We start from the raw sequence: 15,426 nt of genomic DNA, 5'->3' as shown, positions 1-15,426 counted from the left end.
TTCATTCCCCCTACCCTTCTACTACATTCTCTTGCAGAGATCGCACTTCTCGAATGACTCGTGTTTGACTGGCTGCCAGATGTTGCCCGATCGCGCCGATCGCCGCTTCTGCATTTCGCTGAACGATCGCTTCAAAAATGTGACGATGCTCAATCCGAATTTCTAACACCTGGGGATTGTTTTGCATGGTTTGAATTCGTAGCAGCGCCATCTTATCAAAAACTTGATCGAGCAGCGACATCAACCACAGATTGCCAGAGCTTTTGGCTAGAAGTCGATGAAACTGATAATCCAGATCCAACAGTTGGTAATTGTTGAAGTGCGATCGCTTGCTCTCGACCATCTTTTCGGCCTGCATGACTAGCACATCTAACTCTTCAAAGTGCTGCTGAGTGGCGTTTTGACAGGCTCCTACTACAGATAGCTGCTCCAAAGCGATCCGACAATCATAAAGCTGCGTCGCGTCACTCTGAGAAAAGGTGGCTACGCGCAACGTTCCATTTGCGTCTGGCATGGCCAAATCTGCCTGCTGAAGCTGTCTCAATGCTTCCCGAATCGGAGTCCGACTGACTTCTAGCTGTTTGGCTAACTGAGTTTCGACCAGTCTCGCTCCTGGTACTAGCTCTCCAGCCAGAATCGCACTTCTGAGGGCTTGATAGGTCTGTTCTTGAAGCGACAAACTGCGCTGTAGCGATCGCGGAGATAGGGTCAAAATAATACTCCTTCACCTTGCAAGCGGAAGCAAATTGTATATGCAATTTCCTGAGAACTGTGAACGCTCGATCCAGTCCTTAAGGTCGGTTCTTTCTCATAAAGTCAGATGCCCAAGCCACAAAAATGTCTAGGAAAACACAATACTATTTATCGAAGACGGTATACAGTCTACATGCCTTGAGTGCAATAATCCTATCAAACACTTGCCTCCGTTGTCAGGGGTGGTTGAAAGAATCAGAAATTGGTTGATCATTGAGTTTTATCTATGCGATACAAGTCCTGAGTCGGCTCAACTTCTGCATAAATTGTCACATTTTCCCAAATTGCTCTATGAGATCCTGACTTTAGGAATGTGTGAGTTCCTACCTCTAACTTGGAGAAGCCATGCCGACAGAAACTTCCCACCCATCCACCAAGCGCGACCCTGTTGTCAAAAGTTTTAACAGCACTCAAGGGGTTGCTCTGCGATCGGTGACCAAAAAATACGGTAGCTTTACAGCGATTGAGAATTTAAACCTGGAAGTCGCTGCGGGAAGTTATTGCTATCTGGTCGTTAACAGCATGATGCGAATCGATCGCGCTCTGATTACCGCCGCCGAAGATGCTGGAGCTTCTGGCTTTCAGATTCAGAAGGAAATTATCTTACCGTTGGTGGCTCCGGGGATTGCGATCGGCACCATTTTTGTCGTCACCTTAGTCATGGGAGAGTTTGCAACAGTTCGTCTGATGAGTGGGGGACAGTCGTCGTCGATCGGTTATTTGATCAAAAATCAAATCGGCAGTTTGCAATATCCCCTAGCCGCCGCAAACGCAGTCATTTTGTTAGCCATTACCCTCCTATTGGTGTTCTCAATTTTGCGCGTGGTTGACATTCGCAAGGAGCTATAAGCGATGAAAAAGCGCCCGTTGTCTTTTTACTTGTTGGCGGCGTTCTTTGGGTTGTTTGTGCTGTTTATGTATGGGCCGTTTTCGGCGATCTTTTTGCTCTCTCTGCAAGGGCCCGAAGGTGAGCTAACTTTTCCGATGCGAGGATTTAGCTTTTATTGGATTGGTGCCGTTTTTGGAGAGCAGCGCGTCGGAAGTTTTGTCGAAGCGTTTGGGCGATCGTTCACGCTCAGTCTATTGGTTATGGCGTTGACGATACTGATTAGCGTTCCGGCTGCGATGGCGTTCCGCAAACGATTCATTGGCTCTAACCTGTTCTTTTATCTCACCGTTTCCAGTTTGATTGTTCCTAGCATTCTCATTTCTTTGGGCATCGGCATTGTTTTTAGCTTGTTAAAACTGCCTAATCAATGGTACACCTCAGCATTAGCAGGACACCTCACCTGGACGTTGCCCTTCGCATTTCTGACAATGGTGGGCGTATTCAATCGATTTGATCCATCTTACGAAGAAGCCGCACGAGATCTGGGCGCAGGAGACGGTCAAACGTTTTGGCAGGTTGTCTTACCGCTCATTGGTTCCAGCCTGATCGGAGTGGCGCTGTTTGGGTTCACCTTGTCCTATGACGAATTCACCCGCACCTCATTGATCTCAGGTGAAAAAAACACGCTGCCGCTCGAAATTTTTGGCATGACCACCAATGTCACCAATCCGTCACCTTATGCCCTGGGCACGCTCACAACTGCCTTTTCTTTTTTGATGATTGGACTAGCATTAGTTGATATTCAATTTTTTACGCGCCGCCAAACTGAATGAACTATAGCCGTTCTAAATCAGTTTGTTAGTGGTTGGTGGTTAGTGATTAGTAATTGATTTACGACTAATCACTCCTGACTAATCACTAACTACCGATTAATTCCAACCCTCAACCTTCAAAACTTTTCTATGACTCTGACTCTGACTTCTCTCATCAATAGCGATCGCCTCAACCGTACAATTGATCAACTCGCCGCGATCGGCAAACTTTCTAACGGGGGTGTGCGGCGCATTGCTTACAGTCCAGAAGATATTAGAGCGCGTGAGTTGGTGCGATCGTGGATGGTCGAAGCAGGCATGACCACGCGAATTGATGCGGCTGGCAACTTAATTGGCACCTACCCCGGACGGGTCGCTGAGGCCCCTTCTCTGGTCACCGGGTCGCACATTGACACCGTTCCTACAGGCGGACGCTACGACGGCACGCTGGGCGTATTAGCCGGAATCGAAGTCGTCAGAGTCCTACGCGACAACCAGATTCAGATGAATCACCCCCTCGAAGTGATCGTCTTCACCGACGAAGAAGGTGGCATGATCGGCGGCAAAGCCATGTCAGGAACCGCATTTGAAGAAGCTGAATACTACCGACGAGACGATGGAACGGCGATCGAGACTTGCCTCAAAAAAGTCGGCGGAGACTGGTCACAATTGCAAACCGCCAAACGCGATCGCTCCCAGGTTGCGGCTTATGTCGAGTTACACGTCGAGCAGGGCGGCGTTCTCGATCATCAGGGCAAAGAAATTGGAGTCGTCGAAGGAATTGTGGGGCAACACCGCGATGTAATCGTTGTCAAAGGTCGTTCCAATCATGCGGGCACTACGCCAATGGATCTTCGACAGGATGCGCTGGTCGCCGCCGCTCAAATCGTTCTAGCCGTGAATGGGCTGGCTAAGAATACACCCGGTCAGCAAGTCGCCACCGTGGGCGCTTTGAATGTGTTTCCCAACGCGGCCAACATCGTGCCCGGACTGGTGGAACTGACGGTAGACATGCGAGACATTAACTTGGCAAATCTCAAACAGTTGTCCGCTCAACTCATGGAGCAGTTGGACACGATCGCCGCCGCCACCCAAACCGAGATCACAGCCGCTCCAATTCTCCGCACTGAAGCAGTTCTGGCAACTCCCAAAATTCAAGATGTAATTGTGCAAATCTGCCAGGAGAAAGGATTTAGCTATTGTCATTTACCTAGCCGCGCCAGCCACGATGCTCAAGAAATGGGACTCTTTACCGACATGGGCATGATTTTCGTCCCCAGTCACGCAGGGATCAGCCACGCGGAAGATGAGTACACGTCACCCGAACAATGTGTTCAAGGTGTAGAAATGCTGTTAGAAACCTTGTTGAGGCTCGATCGCATGTATACGATCGACTCCTTGAGTTAACTATTGGGGTTCAAAAACTTTAATTGGTGAAGTCACGATCGCTTCCACTCAAACAAGACACATTCCAGCTTTCCGATAGATGAAGAATCCTAGTATTTTGTCTAGCTTATGAATGGAATAAGTCTAGGTAGGTGATTTGTCGTGAAACAAACTTATCTCTGGTTGGGTGTTATCTCAACGTTGATTTTGTATTGGGCTTTGGTGAATCTTCTTATCTAACCAAAACAGAACCCACAACCTGAACGATCGTGGGCACTACATTAGTTTTTGCCAAACCTACAGAATGATGAATCACACAACATGCATTTAGGATTCATCATTCTGCATTTGTTTATATTAAGCAGGACTCCAGAAAGCTTACTTCGCTCCCGTAGACTCCTTGGTTAGATCGGCTGATCCGGGCTTGGGTGCTGCTGGCTTCGCGGCGGTGTTGATCGTTGCTTTGATATCTACACTTTTGACTCCGCTGATCTCTTTAGCAAGCGATTCGATCTTTTGAAGCTGGGCTTGGTTGACAACGGTTCCTGTCACCGTAACGTTACCCTCATTTGCTTCAACCGCCAAAGCACTTGCGGGCAGGTTGGCTTCTAGCTTCGATCGCACCTGACTTTGTAGGTCATTATTAGTTTTGACCGATTGATCACCCGCTACTTTGTTGCGCTCTTCGGCAGCCCGAATATCAGAATTCAATTGTTTTCTGCGCGTTTCGTTCGTTGCGTCATCTTGATTGGCTTGAGCGGTCGGTTTCTCCATGTTTGGACTAGCCTCCGCCGTGGTGTTGGGTGCCTCGCTGCTGGTTTTAGCTGGCCCACAGGCTGACACACTTATCGCCAAAACACCGCTAAATAGAAGAAATGCAAATTTTTTCATTGTCCTAGTAATCCTATCAGTTTGAATGAAAAGGTAATCGGCAGCAAGATCAGGGCTGACCTGGCCGCCGACACAGAAACTAGATGCGATCGTTCAAGTTACGATCGGCATTCACAACAGGACGACCTTCCGTATCGATCTCCAGTTCTTCGCGACGCAGCGTTTCTTGAGCCGTCACGGTTTCTTGTTCAACTTCTTTGCGAATGGTGACTTCTTCGCGCACAAAGGCTTCTTTATGAATGTCGGGCGTTTCTTCGTAGACTTCTACCCGCACTGTTTCGCCTGATTGGAAAGCCATCTCACCCGGAACGACCGCTTCAGCGCTAACCGGGGTCGTGCGCTCAATGACAACCCGCTCTTTCTCGATCGGCACAGAAACTCGTGCTGTTTCGGTTTCGACATGCTTACCGATCGCGACTTCTCCAGTTTTTTCCCGGTCTTTATCAACCACGAGACGCTCTTCATACAGCTTGATTGATTCAGCGTCAGTGGTCGGGGCCGTTTGACGAGTCGCTTGTACAGGTGTGGCCACTGGAGCCACAGGCATTGCGTCAATTCGAGACTCAGAAGAACCACCATACACCGCCCAGTCTGTAATTCCTCGGTGGCTCAAGATAGCTCCAGCGCGACGAATATCATCTTGAGTGCCGTCCACAATTACAAGATAGCCACCCTGAGTGATGCGATCGTTGTAGTGTTTGGCTTCTGCTTCGGGGATGCCCAGACCGACCAATCCGCCCAGCAAGCTACCCGCAGCGGCTCCGATCGCACCACCCGCAGCCGTCGTTGCCAAAGCAGTTGCGGTTGCTCCGGCCAGCATGATTGGGCCAACTCCCGGAATTGCCAGCGTTCCCAGTCCAACCAGCAGACCTGTGAGTCCACCGAGTGCCCCACCCGACACCGCTCCGACTCCTGCGCCTTCGTCTGCTTTGTTGCCAACGCGATCGCTGACTTCTGCACCCGACATGCCATCCCTATGATCAGCATTTTTGTTGATAACAGAAACCTTATCCATGCTAAAGCCAGAGTCTCTCAATTCGTGGAGCGCTTGTTCGGCGGCCTGACGAGTCGGAAATACACCCACTGCACGTTGATTGCTCATCATATTGTCTTGACGACCTAAAGCCATGTTCTTTTTCTCCTAATCCTTTAAGTTTGCAAACTAAAGTAAAAACACTTCGTTGCTACATCATCATTAACTCTCTTCTAGACAGAAAAGCCATCGCTATTTAGATAGGCTGTTCCTCTATCAAAAGCAAGACGATCGTGCTCAAGGCTCTCACAACTGAGATAGAGATCGAGCAATTTTTTGACGATTTGAGTTGCTTTAAAAGAAGAAAAACTGAATCATCCAACAAAGTCAAAAGTCCATTTTTTGATCAGAGTTTAGAGAAGATGCTGCGATTTCAGCAAACCTAAACCAACAGATTTAACGGATGATTACAGCCGTCTAATCAACTCTTCTGCAACATTGCGAAGACGACCATTTAGTGCACTAAGTTGGCGATAAGCTTGCACCAGCCGTTCGCCCTCGACTTCGACCTCTGCCGTCGGATAGTTTTGCAGCACTTCTATCAGTGAGATTTGATTATCTGATTGAGCCGATAACACCAATGCCGATCGTAGTGCCTGCCGATTAACTTCTTCAACGGGTGGGTGAATGGCTTGTCCTACCTGGTCGAGCAGCAACTCTCCGACTCGGCTGTTGAGGGTACGATCGAGGGTTACAACATTCACATCAATGGGTCGGTTTAAGACCCGTCTGACATCTTCTGGGTTTTGCCGAGTCGCATTTAGATAAAACCGCAAAGATTGAGAAACCTCGCCCGTTTTAGCAAAGGTCACCAGTTGGGGAACAGAGATAGATTCTCGAAAAATCTTGTATTTCAAAGTCACTCTTTCAGCGGCGATCGCTTCAGCAGTGTTGTTGAGAATGGTGACTCCGATCGCTAAAACGATAGCTTGACAAAAAGAACGAATAGCCAATTTCATAATAAGTCTCAAAGTGGTTGACAAACTTTTTTAACTTATCGAATTGAACTTAAACCTTCCTCTTGCCCAAGGGACAGTTTGCTTAAGCCTTATGAGATAGACAACTATTTTCCTAGAAATGTAAAAGAAGGTCTTCTCGCCCTGTTCTAAAACCTCTTATAAAATCCGAAGCAATCTGACTTAAGAGAGAGGAAGTGTAATTTCTCAACTTCTAGTTTTAAGTAAAAGTAAGACGAACACTTTACATAGGATACAAAAGATGTCACTTCACTCCATTAAAGATTTTGATCCTGACTACCGCAAACACTTTGACAAAGAACAACACATTCTGGAGTATGACCTCTACTCTGGCCGCGAAAAAGTGGGTGCAGTTAAAGATTTACTTGTTGATGACGCTGGCAAATTTCGCTATCTAGTCATTCACACAGGCGGCTGGATTTTGGGCAAAAATGTTTTACTTCCGATCGGTCGTGCTGAAATTGACAACCAGGCTCACTGCGTTCATGCCAACGGTCTAACTCGTGCCCAGGTCGAAGCGCTTCCCGAATATAAAGAAGGCACCGCGATCGATTACGACCAGGAAGAACAAGTCAGAGGCGTATATCGTCCCGCTGCTGTAGAAAACTCGGCTCCGCTAGATGCCCCCCTGTACGATCGCAACAGCTACACCTACGATCGAGAACCCGACCTCTACAACCTTGACGAGCAAAAACACCAGAGTCTCAGACTTTATGAAGAGCGATTGATCGCCAGCAAGACTCGCCAAAAAACTGGAGAAGTGGCGATCGGTAAGCGCGTCGAAACCGAAACGACACAAGTCTCTGTCCCCGTTGAAAAAGAGCGCGTGGTCATTGAGCGCACGACTCCCGTTAACGCGGGAACGGTTGCTCCGGATGCGGGTGCCTTTGCCGAAGGAGAAGTGGCGCGAGTGGAAGTCTACGAAGAAACGCCTGACATTCGCAAAGAAGCTTTTGTGCGCGAAGAAGTGACTGTGAGAAAAGAAGTCGATCAGCAAACGGTTCAAGCGGAAGAGCAACTGCGCCGTGAAGAGTTAGACGTTGATACAGACGGTCGCCCTGTTGTCGATCAAGGGATAGACACGCGCTCTGGACAGCGATCAATTTAGCCTGACGAGATTTCAGATCGAACCCTTATTTCCCAACTTTGGCAAGATCGCAGGATCAAAGGGTTGAATGAGGAAGCAAAACTTGATTTGAATTCACGTCAACTTGTAATCAGCGTTGAAAACTCTTTGGGCAGGGCTATCGTTGGCTCTGCCTTTGCCATCCTTGGGAGAATGCAGCTTTCCGTAAGGAACAAGTATACTAAGAACTCTTCTCCATGTTGCAAAATATTTAGAAATTCCAGTCTTAAGATCTGACATGAATCCTCTGAAGTTGCGTCCTGAAGACTGTTCAGCTTTTGGACGACTCGTTTTACAGTACCTTGAAGAAAACCCGCAGACCAATATGAGTCAGCTTGCTCGACAGGTCAACATTTCTCGTGCTGGGCTGGGCTGGATCTGCCTCAAACGCAGTGGCCCAGACGAAGAAACCGCCAAAAGAATTGCCAGTGTGATTGGGGCTGACCTGACCAAAGTTGCTCGACTTGTCCACGAAAACAAGCTAGAAAATTTGGCAAAGTTAGGCGGACTAAACTACATCATCAAAGTGGAGCGATCGTCTGTCACCCGCCCGATTCCAATGGAAGACGCGATCGCCGGACTCAACTCGATTTTCCATGCGTTCCACTATGTCACCCGCAGCGTCCCCGATGTCGAAAAGCCCTCCGACTTTCAGATCTACAAGCAGGCCTTTGAAGTTGTAAAAACACAATTTCTCAAAGGTCGAAAAACCTCAAAACGACGAAATCCCACTTCCCAAGCCAGAGACGAAACTCCAATCTAGCCGGCCGTTCTACTATCTTACAGGTGGTTCTGGTTGGGCAAACGGTTTAGGCTGGACGGTTAGCGAATTTGCCATCGACTCATAGAGCTTGTTGGCGATCGCTTCGTTGCCCTTATCAGTGAGATGAATCGGATCGTGAAATGCATCGTCTTTGAGGCTGGCAGTCGCATCGTACAGATTGAGGGTGGTAACTCCTTGAGGAGAGGCTTGTTTGACCTGTGCGATCGACTGCTGAAGTTCTTTATATCCAGACTTAACTTGCTGCGGATAGCTTGACCCCAGTTGGCTAAGAATCTTTTTCTCGCGCTGAGTCAGCGTGTCTGTCCGGCTAGTGATTTCGGGTTGCAGGGCGACAATTAGCGGAATCTTGGCGCTCGTGGTCAGACGGACAATCTGTTCTAAATTATTGCGATAGCGAGACACGCGACGGTTTAATTCATTTGTGTCGGTGGGCAGGCGCTGGTCGATCGCGACTCCTGTATCAGGCGGAATCATGGGAGCCGGAGCATCTTGGGGACGCAACAGCCAGTATTGAATGCTCTTGACTAGATAGGATTGGTTAAACCAGGATTTCCACCGTTCTGAAAGGGCAGTCGTGAAGTGTCCAGAAGCATTTTCCAACATCCCCTCAATACCCGGAACGTCGGCTCCTTCTTGAGTACTGGGCAACAACAAATCGGCATAGCCATCGACAATCACCACATAGTCGGGCTTGTAAGCCAAAACCTGCTGCGTGAGTTGAGCAAGCTGATTGCTAGAGGCGTATCCTGGGACAGCCGCATTAATGACTCGATAGCGGCTTTCTCGAATGCGAGGCGGCAGGGCCATTGCTTTGGTCAACTCGTCGGCGTAGTAGGGCAACACGTCGGGACGAAACTTAGCAGAGTTTGTTTTTTGGGTCGCAACTTGTTGATTAAAGCGAGTTTCGAGTTGGTTAGCAAAGGTGGCTTGATTGCTAGAACTCAGTTGTCCAAATGCGGTTGAGCCACCCAAAACAAAAATTCTCACTTCATCTTTGGGCTTGGTGGGCGCGATCGCCTGCTCCATTCGAAACCCTTGCTCATTGATTCGCCAGGCATTACTTTGCTGATTGCCAACCAGTTTGTACCCCAGAAGAGAACTGCGTCTGACCTTGAGGCGGCCGCGATCGGGCAGTCCATCGTAGGGCTGATTGGTGCGATCAAGATACCTCAAGCGGTAAGCCGTCATGCTCAAGGGTTCGCCTTCATAGGCTGCAAATTCTGCTGTTTTGCCAGCGAGGCCAACACCCAGACGGGCCATTAACTCTAAGCCAATCAAAATCAATGGAATCGACCCCAAAATCAACCAGCGAGGCAGCGATTTCTTTTTCTTCTGGTACGACGAGAAGCCAGACCGATAAGTTTTGCGGCTAGTCCGAAACATTCAGCAGATTCCTTAAACGATCAACAGCGCCTTTCAAGGCTTGGGCTAACTTCACAGTCAATTCAGCTTGTCAGCTAACATCACGCCAAGACATTTACATCTAATCATTAGAAGTAATCCTTGAGTAACTTTGCAGGTCAGTTGATTAAGCTAAATTCAGTTCGCGTGAAGTCAGGATTAATTCAGGTTTTATAGCGTAGAAAGCAATTCATGCAGAAAATTGATAGCAACACCCGATCGCTCGATGAACGTCAAAATGATTGGCTTGTCTAGAAATTTAGCCAGCTTAACCCCAAAAGTTACGGGACTCCTCCTGATAGGTTAAGCATTTTACTACTAAACGCAACCACTATCACAAGCTCAACTTTTTTCTCAATATTTTTCTCAAGTCAACAGCAACTTCTCGATCGCCCTACTCAAAATCAATGTACTGAAAAAATAACACCTTGAGGAATGATAATTAGCGACAAGAGTAACCCTAATGCAATGAGTTCAAACTGCAAATTGCAATGACAACGCAATGAAAATGATTGACTAGCGCGATCGGGTTAGTATAGCTTCTTACACAACAGGCTTCATCCGCCTTGATACACTCAAATCTTCTTAGTATCTATTGAACCCCCTTTACTTCTCAAGTTGGGCGGGGGAATATCTAAGCAGCCTTTCGATGCACTTTTAATCCCGGTAGTATTTGTGATGAATCCAAAACGTTTTTTTCAGACCTTTGAGCAGACAGCGGCAAGTCTTGTATTGGCGGCACCGCTTATGCTGATGGTGGCCTGTAGTTCGACTCCGACGACTTCTCAATCTCCAACCGCCAGCCCTGTAGCCGCCAGTCCCACCGCTGACTCAAAAGCTCCCAAGTTTGCTTTGATCATCAATGGGCCGCCCACTGACAAATCCTGGAATCAGCGAGCCGTTGAAGCTGCCCAGTCCCTAAAGGCAAAAGGCATTGACGTTGCTGTGTCTGAGTCCGTTTCTCCGGCAGACATTGAGCGTGTATTGCGGCAGTATGCGGAATCGGGATATGGCACGATCGTCGCTCACTCTTTTAACTACGGAGACGCGGTTTTTAAGGTTGCCAAAGAGTTTCCTAACGTCAATTTTGCCTGGGCCGGGGGAATCAACAAAACGGCCGCCAATGTGGCGGATTATGACCAACCCTTTTACCAGGGGGCTTATCTGGTGGGTCTGATGGGAGCCAAACTCAGCAAAACGGGCAAGCTGGGAGCGCTGTATGGTTTCGATATTCCCGTTTGTCACTCAATGGGCGAGGCCATGCTGGCGGGGGCAAAAACAGTCCGACCCGATGCCACATTGACCAGTGCGGCCGTTGGCAATTGGGACGATGTGGCCAAGGCCAAAGAAGCCGCTTTGTCTCAGGCAGAAACTGGCGTTGATTTTTGGATTGGGTGTGGACAAGGGCCGACGATCGGGCAGATCGAAGCAGCCAAAACCAAAGGCGGATATGCCACAAGCTATGTCGGTGATATGTCTCCGCTGGGCCCACAGGTAGTCGCAGTGAATTTGCTCTGGAATATGGAGCCGTTGTTTAACAAAATGGTCGAGGACACCAAAGCCAAATCCTTCACCAATCAGTATTACAAAATGGGGATTGCAGAAGGGGTGATCGCTGTAGAAGTTGCTCCAGGGTTTAAAGACAAGCTGACGAGCGATCAGGTTCAGACCCTAGAAACGACCCGCGCCAAAATTGCTTCTGGTGAACTGAAGGTGCCGTTTGTGCCCAAGTAGGCTGACGAGGAATGGTGGATTTGATAACGGTTCATCGTTCCTCACCAAGCCGATTTCAGTGATCTCTCATTCATTTGCATACGATGGTTTTTGCCCGATCGACTCCTTTTCTAGCGGTAGAAATGCGGGGGATTACAAAGCGCTTTCCCGGTGTGATGGCGAACCAGGCGATCGATTTTGAAGTGAAGGCTGGAGAAATTCACGCGCTGTTAGGCGAAAATGGCGCGGGTAAAACCACGTTGATGAATATTCTCTGTGGGCTGTACGAACCGGATGCTGGAGAAATTTGGCTCAACGGTCAGCCTGTGAAGTTGCGATCGCCCAGGGATGCCATTGCTGCGGGAATTGGGATGGTGCATCAACACTTTATGCTGGTTGAGCCGTTTACGGTGGCTGAGAATATTGTTCTGGGAGCGAATCGATCGCCGCTGCGCGAGTCACCAAAACGCTTGAATCTGCGACTACAAAAATTGGCGGATCAGTATGGATTGAGGCTCGATCCTGCGGCGCAAATCTGGCAGCTTTCGGTCGGAGAGCAGCAGCGCGTCGAAATTCTCAAGGCCCTTTACCGCAAAGCAAATCTGCTGATTTTAGATGAGCCAACCGCCGTTCTGACTCCCCAGGAAGCCCAGGAATTGATGGTCACGCTGAGAACGCTGGCTGCCCAAGGAACGGCGATCGTCTTCATTTCTCACAAGCTCAATGAGGTGATGGCGATCTGCGATCGGGTGACGGTGTTGCGAGATGGGCAGACGGTTGATACAGTGGCGATTCAAGCGTGCAGTGAGCAGTCGCTGGCCCAAATGATGGTCGGTCGGGAAGTCAACCTTTCTCGCCGCGAAACCACCCCCCTCCTCACCCCTCACCCCCCTCCCACCTTCGAGTTAAAAAATCTTTGGGTAATGGGCGATCGCAATCTTCCAGCGCTGCGAGGAATTGATTTGGCGATTTGTCCCGGTGAGATTGTCGGATTGGCGGGAGTCGATGGCAATGGTCAGCGAGAATTAGAAGAAGCGATCGTCGGCTTGCGCCCCATTCGTCAAGGTGAGATTTTGGTGAAGGGACTGGCTCACATTCCGTCCGATCGCACGTCGATGGGCATTTTGACAGAGTTCTCGATCGCAGAAAATCTGATTCTCAAAGACGTACAGCGTCCACCGTTTCAGTGGAAAGGATTTCTACGCCAAAATTACATTTTCAAACATGCGATCGACTTGGTTCAGCAATACTTAATTCGCACTCCGTCGATCAAAACTCAAACCGGAAAACTCTCTGGGGGCAACGCTCAAAAGGTTGTGCTGGCGAGAGAATTGACTCGTGATCACCAGGTTTTACTCGCGGCTCAACCCACTAGAGGACTGGACATCGGAGCGACGGAATTTGTTCATGCTCAACTGCTGGCACGACGAGATGCAGGAACTGCCATTTTGCTGATTTCGACCGAATTGGATGAGATTTTGAGCTTGAGCGATCGCGTTGCCGTCTTGTATGAAGGAGCGATCGTGGGGCTGATCGATCGAGCGGATGCGAATGTGAATGAGATTGGGTTGTTGATGGCAGGGAGGAAAGAAGGGATGAGGGAGAGCTTTGCTCCGCTGCGCGAGGAGAAAAGAAGGGATGAGGGATGAGGAATGAGGGATGAAATCGTTTTGGGATCGGGAGTGGAATCGATCGCTCAAGGAATTCTGCTGAGATTGAAACCATTTGCACCGTTGCTGGGAGGAATGCTGGCGCTGATACTGGGGGGAATACTACTGCTAATCAGTGGAGCCAATCCGCTACAGGCATATGGTGTGATGGTGATGGGTGCCTTTGGGGGAGGGCGACCCTTGACCGAAACGTTGCTCAGAGCCACTCCTTTGTTGATTATTGGATTGGGAATGACGATCGCCTTTCGCTGTCGCGTCTGGAATATTGGCGCAGAAGGACAGTATTACATGGGGGCGCTTTGTAGTAGTGTCGTCGCGTTAAATCTGCCAAATTTGGCGGCTTACTGGCTGATTCCTTTGATGTTGATGGCGGGTGTCTTGGGTGGAGCGATTTGGAGTGGGATCGCAGGATTGCTCTATCTCAAACGCGGGGTCAATCTGATCATTTGTACACTGATGCTCAACTACATTGGCATTTTGCTCGTTCAGTATGCAGCACGGGTGCCACTCCAACAGCCCGAAGGCTTTCTACCCGAATCGGCTCAATTTAGCGTCAATGCTCAGATTCCGACGCTGTGGAACACTCGACTACATTGGGGAATGGGGCTGGCGGTTTTGCTGGTGGCGATCGTTTACCTGCTGCTGTGGCGGACTGCGATCGGGTTGCAGCTTCGGGCGGTGGGGTCTCGGCTCAGTGTGGCGCGGTGTGCAGGAATTAACACGAGTCGTAGTATTCTCATAGCCCTGATGATGAGCGGTGGGCTGGCGGGTCTGGCAGGTACGATCGAGGTCAGCTATACCTACACGCGACTCAAAGGTGATATCTCGGATAATTTCGGCTTTAGTGGCATTCTCGTGGCCCTATTGGGACAGCTTCATCCCGTCGGCGTTTTGGTGGCAGCGCTGCTCTTTTCTGCCTTGATGGTCGGGGCCCAATCGCTGAATGTAGTGTTGCAAATTCCTTCTGCGATCGCGCAAGTCATTCAGGCGATCGTCGTCCTTCTGGTGTTGGCAGGTCACGCAATTTCCCAACGGGAGTCTTGATCGATGGCGCAACAAATCTTAACCTGGAGCTTTTTGGTGGCGCTGCTGACGGCGGGGATTCGGTTGGCAGTGCCTGTGCTGTTGGCGGTTTTGGGCGAAATCATCACCGAACGATCGGGCGTGATGAATCTGGGGCTAGAAGGCGTGATGTTAGTCGGCAGTCTATCTGGCTTTATGGCAGCCTACAGCGTCGAGCAAGCGACCGGAATGGCCAGTCTTGCTGCCTGGGTTGGGTTACTGGCTGGCTTGTTGGCGGGCGCTGGAATGGGGTTGATTTTGTCCGTACTGACCGTCACCTTGAGAAGCGATCAGGTCGTGACAGGGGTGACACTGGTACTGTTAGGTCAGGGCGTTACAGCTTACTTATTTCGACAAAAAACGGGACTGTCTGGGGCGCGAGTCAAAGGTCTGGAGTCCTGGGCGATTCCGGAATTGTCTAAGGTTCCGATCGTCGGTGACATCCTATTCGATCACAATCCGATGGTTTATCTCACCGCAGTTTTGGTGTTTCTCTGTGGGTTCCTGCTCTTTCGCACCAACTGGGGACTCGAACTGAGAGCCGTGGGCGAAAATCCAGCCGCCGCAGAAACTTCGGGCTTGAGCGTTAATTGGATTCGCTATCGGGCGATTATGCTCGGTTCTGGTTTGGCAGGTTTGGGCGGAGCCGTGTTAACCGTCGTTCAACTCAACATTTTTACCGAAAATATCACCGCAGGGCGCGGCTGGATCGCGATCGCACTTGTCTTCTTCTCTCGCTGGCAACCGCTCTGGGCAATGATAGGTGCGCTTTTATTTGGAATTGCAGATGCCCTACAATATCGCATTCAAGCACTAGGCTTTAAGGATTTGCCCTATGAATTTTTGTTGATGTTGCCCTACGTATTAACCTTGGTGGTGCTGATGTTAAGAACAGGTCGCAGTGAGGCCCCGGCAGCGTTGGGAATTCCGTATGTTAAAGGTAAGCGTTAGGTGAGAGAGATGAGGAATGAACTCGTCCAAAGTTAAGT

Annotated in this window: 14 protein-coding genes; 9 read left to right on the top strand and 5 right to left on the bottom strand. The window is 49.5% G+C overall.

Annotated features, from left to right (window positions below; translation table 11 throughout):
• Positions 1-10: 10 nt before the first annotated feature.
• On the bottom strand, positions 11-712 hold the full coding sequence (locus ACKFKH_RS07205; protein ID WP_446857581.1) for a GntR family transcriptional regulator: 702 nt from the start codon (positions 710-712) through the stop codon (positions 11-13).
• Between the two features lie 386 nt (positions 713-1,098).
• On the opposite strand from ACKFKH_RS07205, the gene ACKFKH_RS07200 reads away from it, so the two are divergent.
• From ACKFKH_RS07200 to ACKFKH_RS07190, 3 genes are all read left to right on the top strand, one after another.
• On the top strand, positions 1,099-1,602 hold the full coding sequence (locus ACKFKH_RS07200) for an ABC transporter permease subunit (RefSeq protein ID WP_446857580.1): 504 nt from the start codon (positions 1,099-1,101) through the stop codon (positions 1,600-1,602).
• Positions 1,603-1,605: 3 nt separating this feature from the next.
• Positions 1,606-2,415: an ABC transporter permease gene (locus tag ACKFKH_RS07195; RefSeq protein WP_446857579.1), complete on the top strand. Its 810-nt coding sequence runs from the start codon at positions 1,606-1,608 to the stop codon at positions 2,413-2,415.
• Positions 2,416-2,544: 129 nt separating this feature from the next.
• The gene (locus ACKFKH_RS07190; protein WP_446857578.1) at positions 2,545-3,801 is read left to right on the top strand and encodes an allantoate amidohydrolase; all 1,257 of its coding nucleotides are present in this window, start codon (positions 2,545-2,547) and stop codon (positions 3,799-3,801) included.
• 357 nt (positions 3,802-4,158) lie between these two features.
• On the opposite strand, the gene ACKFKH_RS07185 is transcribed toward ACKFKH_RS07190, so the two are convergent.
• From ACKFKH_RS07185 to ACKFKH_RS07175, 3 genes are all read right to left on the bottom strand, one after another.
• On the bottom strand, positions 4,159-4,671 hold the full coding sequence (locus tag ACKFKH_RS07185; RefSeq protein ID WP_446857577.1) for a BON domain-containing protein: 513 nt from the start codon (positions 4,669-4,671) through the stop codon (positions 4,159-4,161).
• A gap of 79 nt (positions 4,672-4,750) precedes the next feature.
• Positions 4,751-5,800, bottom strand: coding sequence for a YsnF/AvaK domain-containing protein (locus tag ACKFKH_RS07180; protein WP_446857576.1), 1,050 nt, complete (start codon positions 5,798-5,800; stop codon positions 4,751-4,753).
• 311 nt (positions 5,801-6,111) lie between these two features.
• A complete protein-coding gene (locus ACKFKH_RS07175; RefSeq protein WP_446857575.1) occupies positions 6,112-6,663 on the bottom strand; it encodes an alpha/beta hydrolase in 552 nt (183 codons plus the stop codon).
• A gap of 259 nt (positions 6,664-6,922) precedes the next feature.
• On the opposite strand from ACKFKH_RS07175, the gene ACKFKH_RS07170 reads away from it, so the two are divergent.
• The gene (locus ACKFKH_RS07170; RefSeq protein WP_446857574.1) at positions 6,923-7,789 is read left to right on the top strand and encodes a DUF2382 domain-containing protein; all 867 of its coding nucleotides are present in this window, start codon (positions 6,923-6,925) and stop codon (positions 7,787-7,789) included.
• A gap of 256 nt (positions 7,790-8,045) precedes the next feature.
• The gene (locus tag ACKFKH_RS07165; RefSeq protein WP_446857573.1) at positions 8,046-8,570 is read left to right on the top strand and encodes a helix-turn-helix domain-containing protein; all 525 of its coding nucleotides are present in this window, start codon (positions 8,046-8,048) and stop codon (positions 8,568-8,570) included.
• Between the two features lie 12 nt (positions 8,571-8,582).
• On the opposite strand, the gene ACKFKH_RS07160 is transcribed toward ACKFKH_RS07165, so the two are convergent.
• A complete protein-coding gene (locus ACKFKH_RS07160; RefSeq protein ID WP_446857572.1) occupies positions 8,583-9,974 on the bottom strand; it encodes an SGNH/GDSL hydrolase family protein in 1,392 nt (463 codons plus the stop codon).
• Positions 9,975-10,670: 696 nt separating this feature from the next.
• Here ACKFKH_RS07160 and ACKFKH_RS07155 point away from each other — a divergent pair.
• From ACKFKH_RS07155 to ACKFKH_RS07140, 4 genes are all read left to right on the top strand, one after another.
• Positions 10,671-11,726 carry a BMP family protein gene (locus ACKFKH_RS07155; RefSeq protein WP_446857571.1) on the top strand — a complete coding sequence of 352 codons (1,056 nt, stop codon included), beginning with the start codon at positions 10,671-10,673 and terminating at the stop codon, positions 11,724-11,726.
• Between the two features lie 83 nt (positions 11,727-11,809).
• Positions 11,810-13,354, top strand: coding sequence for an ABC transporter ATP-binding protein (locus ACKFKH_RS07150; RefSeq protein ID WP_446857570.1), 1,545 nt, complete (start codon positions 11,810-11,812; stop codon positions 13,352-13,354).
• Positions 13,355-13,357: 3 nt separating this feature from the next.
• Complete coding sequence (locus ACKFKH_RS07145; RefSeq protein WP_446857569.1) at positions 13,358-14,419, top strand: ABC transporter permease; 1,062 nt, start codon at positions 13,358-13,360, stop codon at positions 14,417-14,419.
• Positions 14,420-14,422: 3 nt separating this feature from the next.
• Positions 14,423-15,388, top strand: a complete 966-nt coding sequence (locus ACKFKH_RS07140) for an ABC transporter permease (protein ID WP_446857568.1) — start codon at positions 14,423-14,425, stop codon at positions 15,386-15,388.
• Positions 15,389-15,426: the final 38 nt, after the last annotated feature.

Source organism: Phormidesmis sp. 146-20, assembly GCF_052939475.1.
The sequence above is the reverse complement of the archived record's forward strand: the minus strand, read 5'-3'. Positions and strand labels throughout refer to the sequence as shown.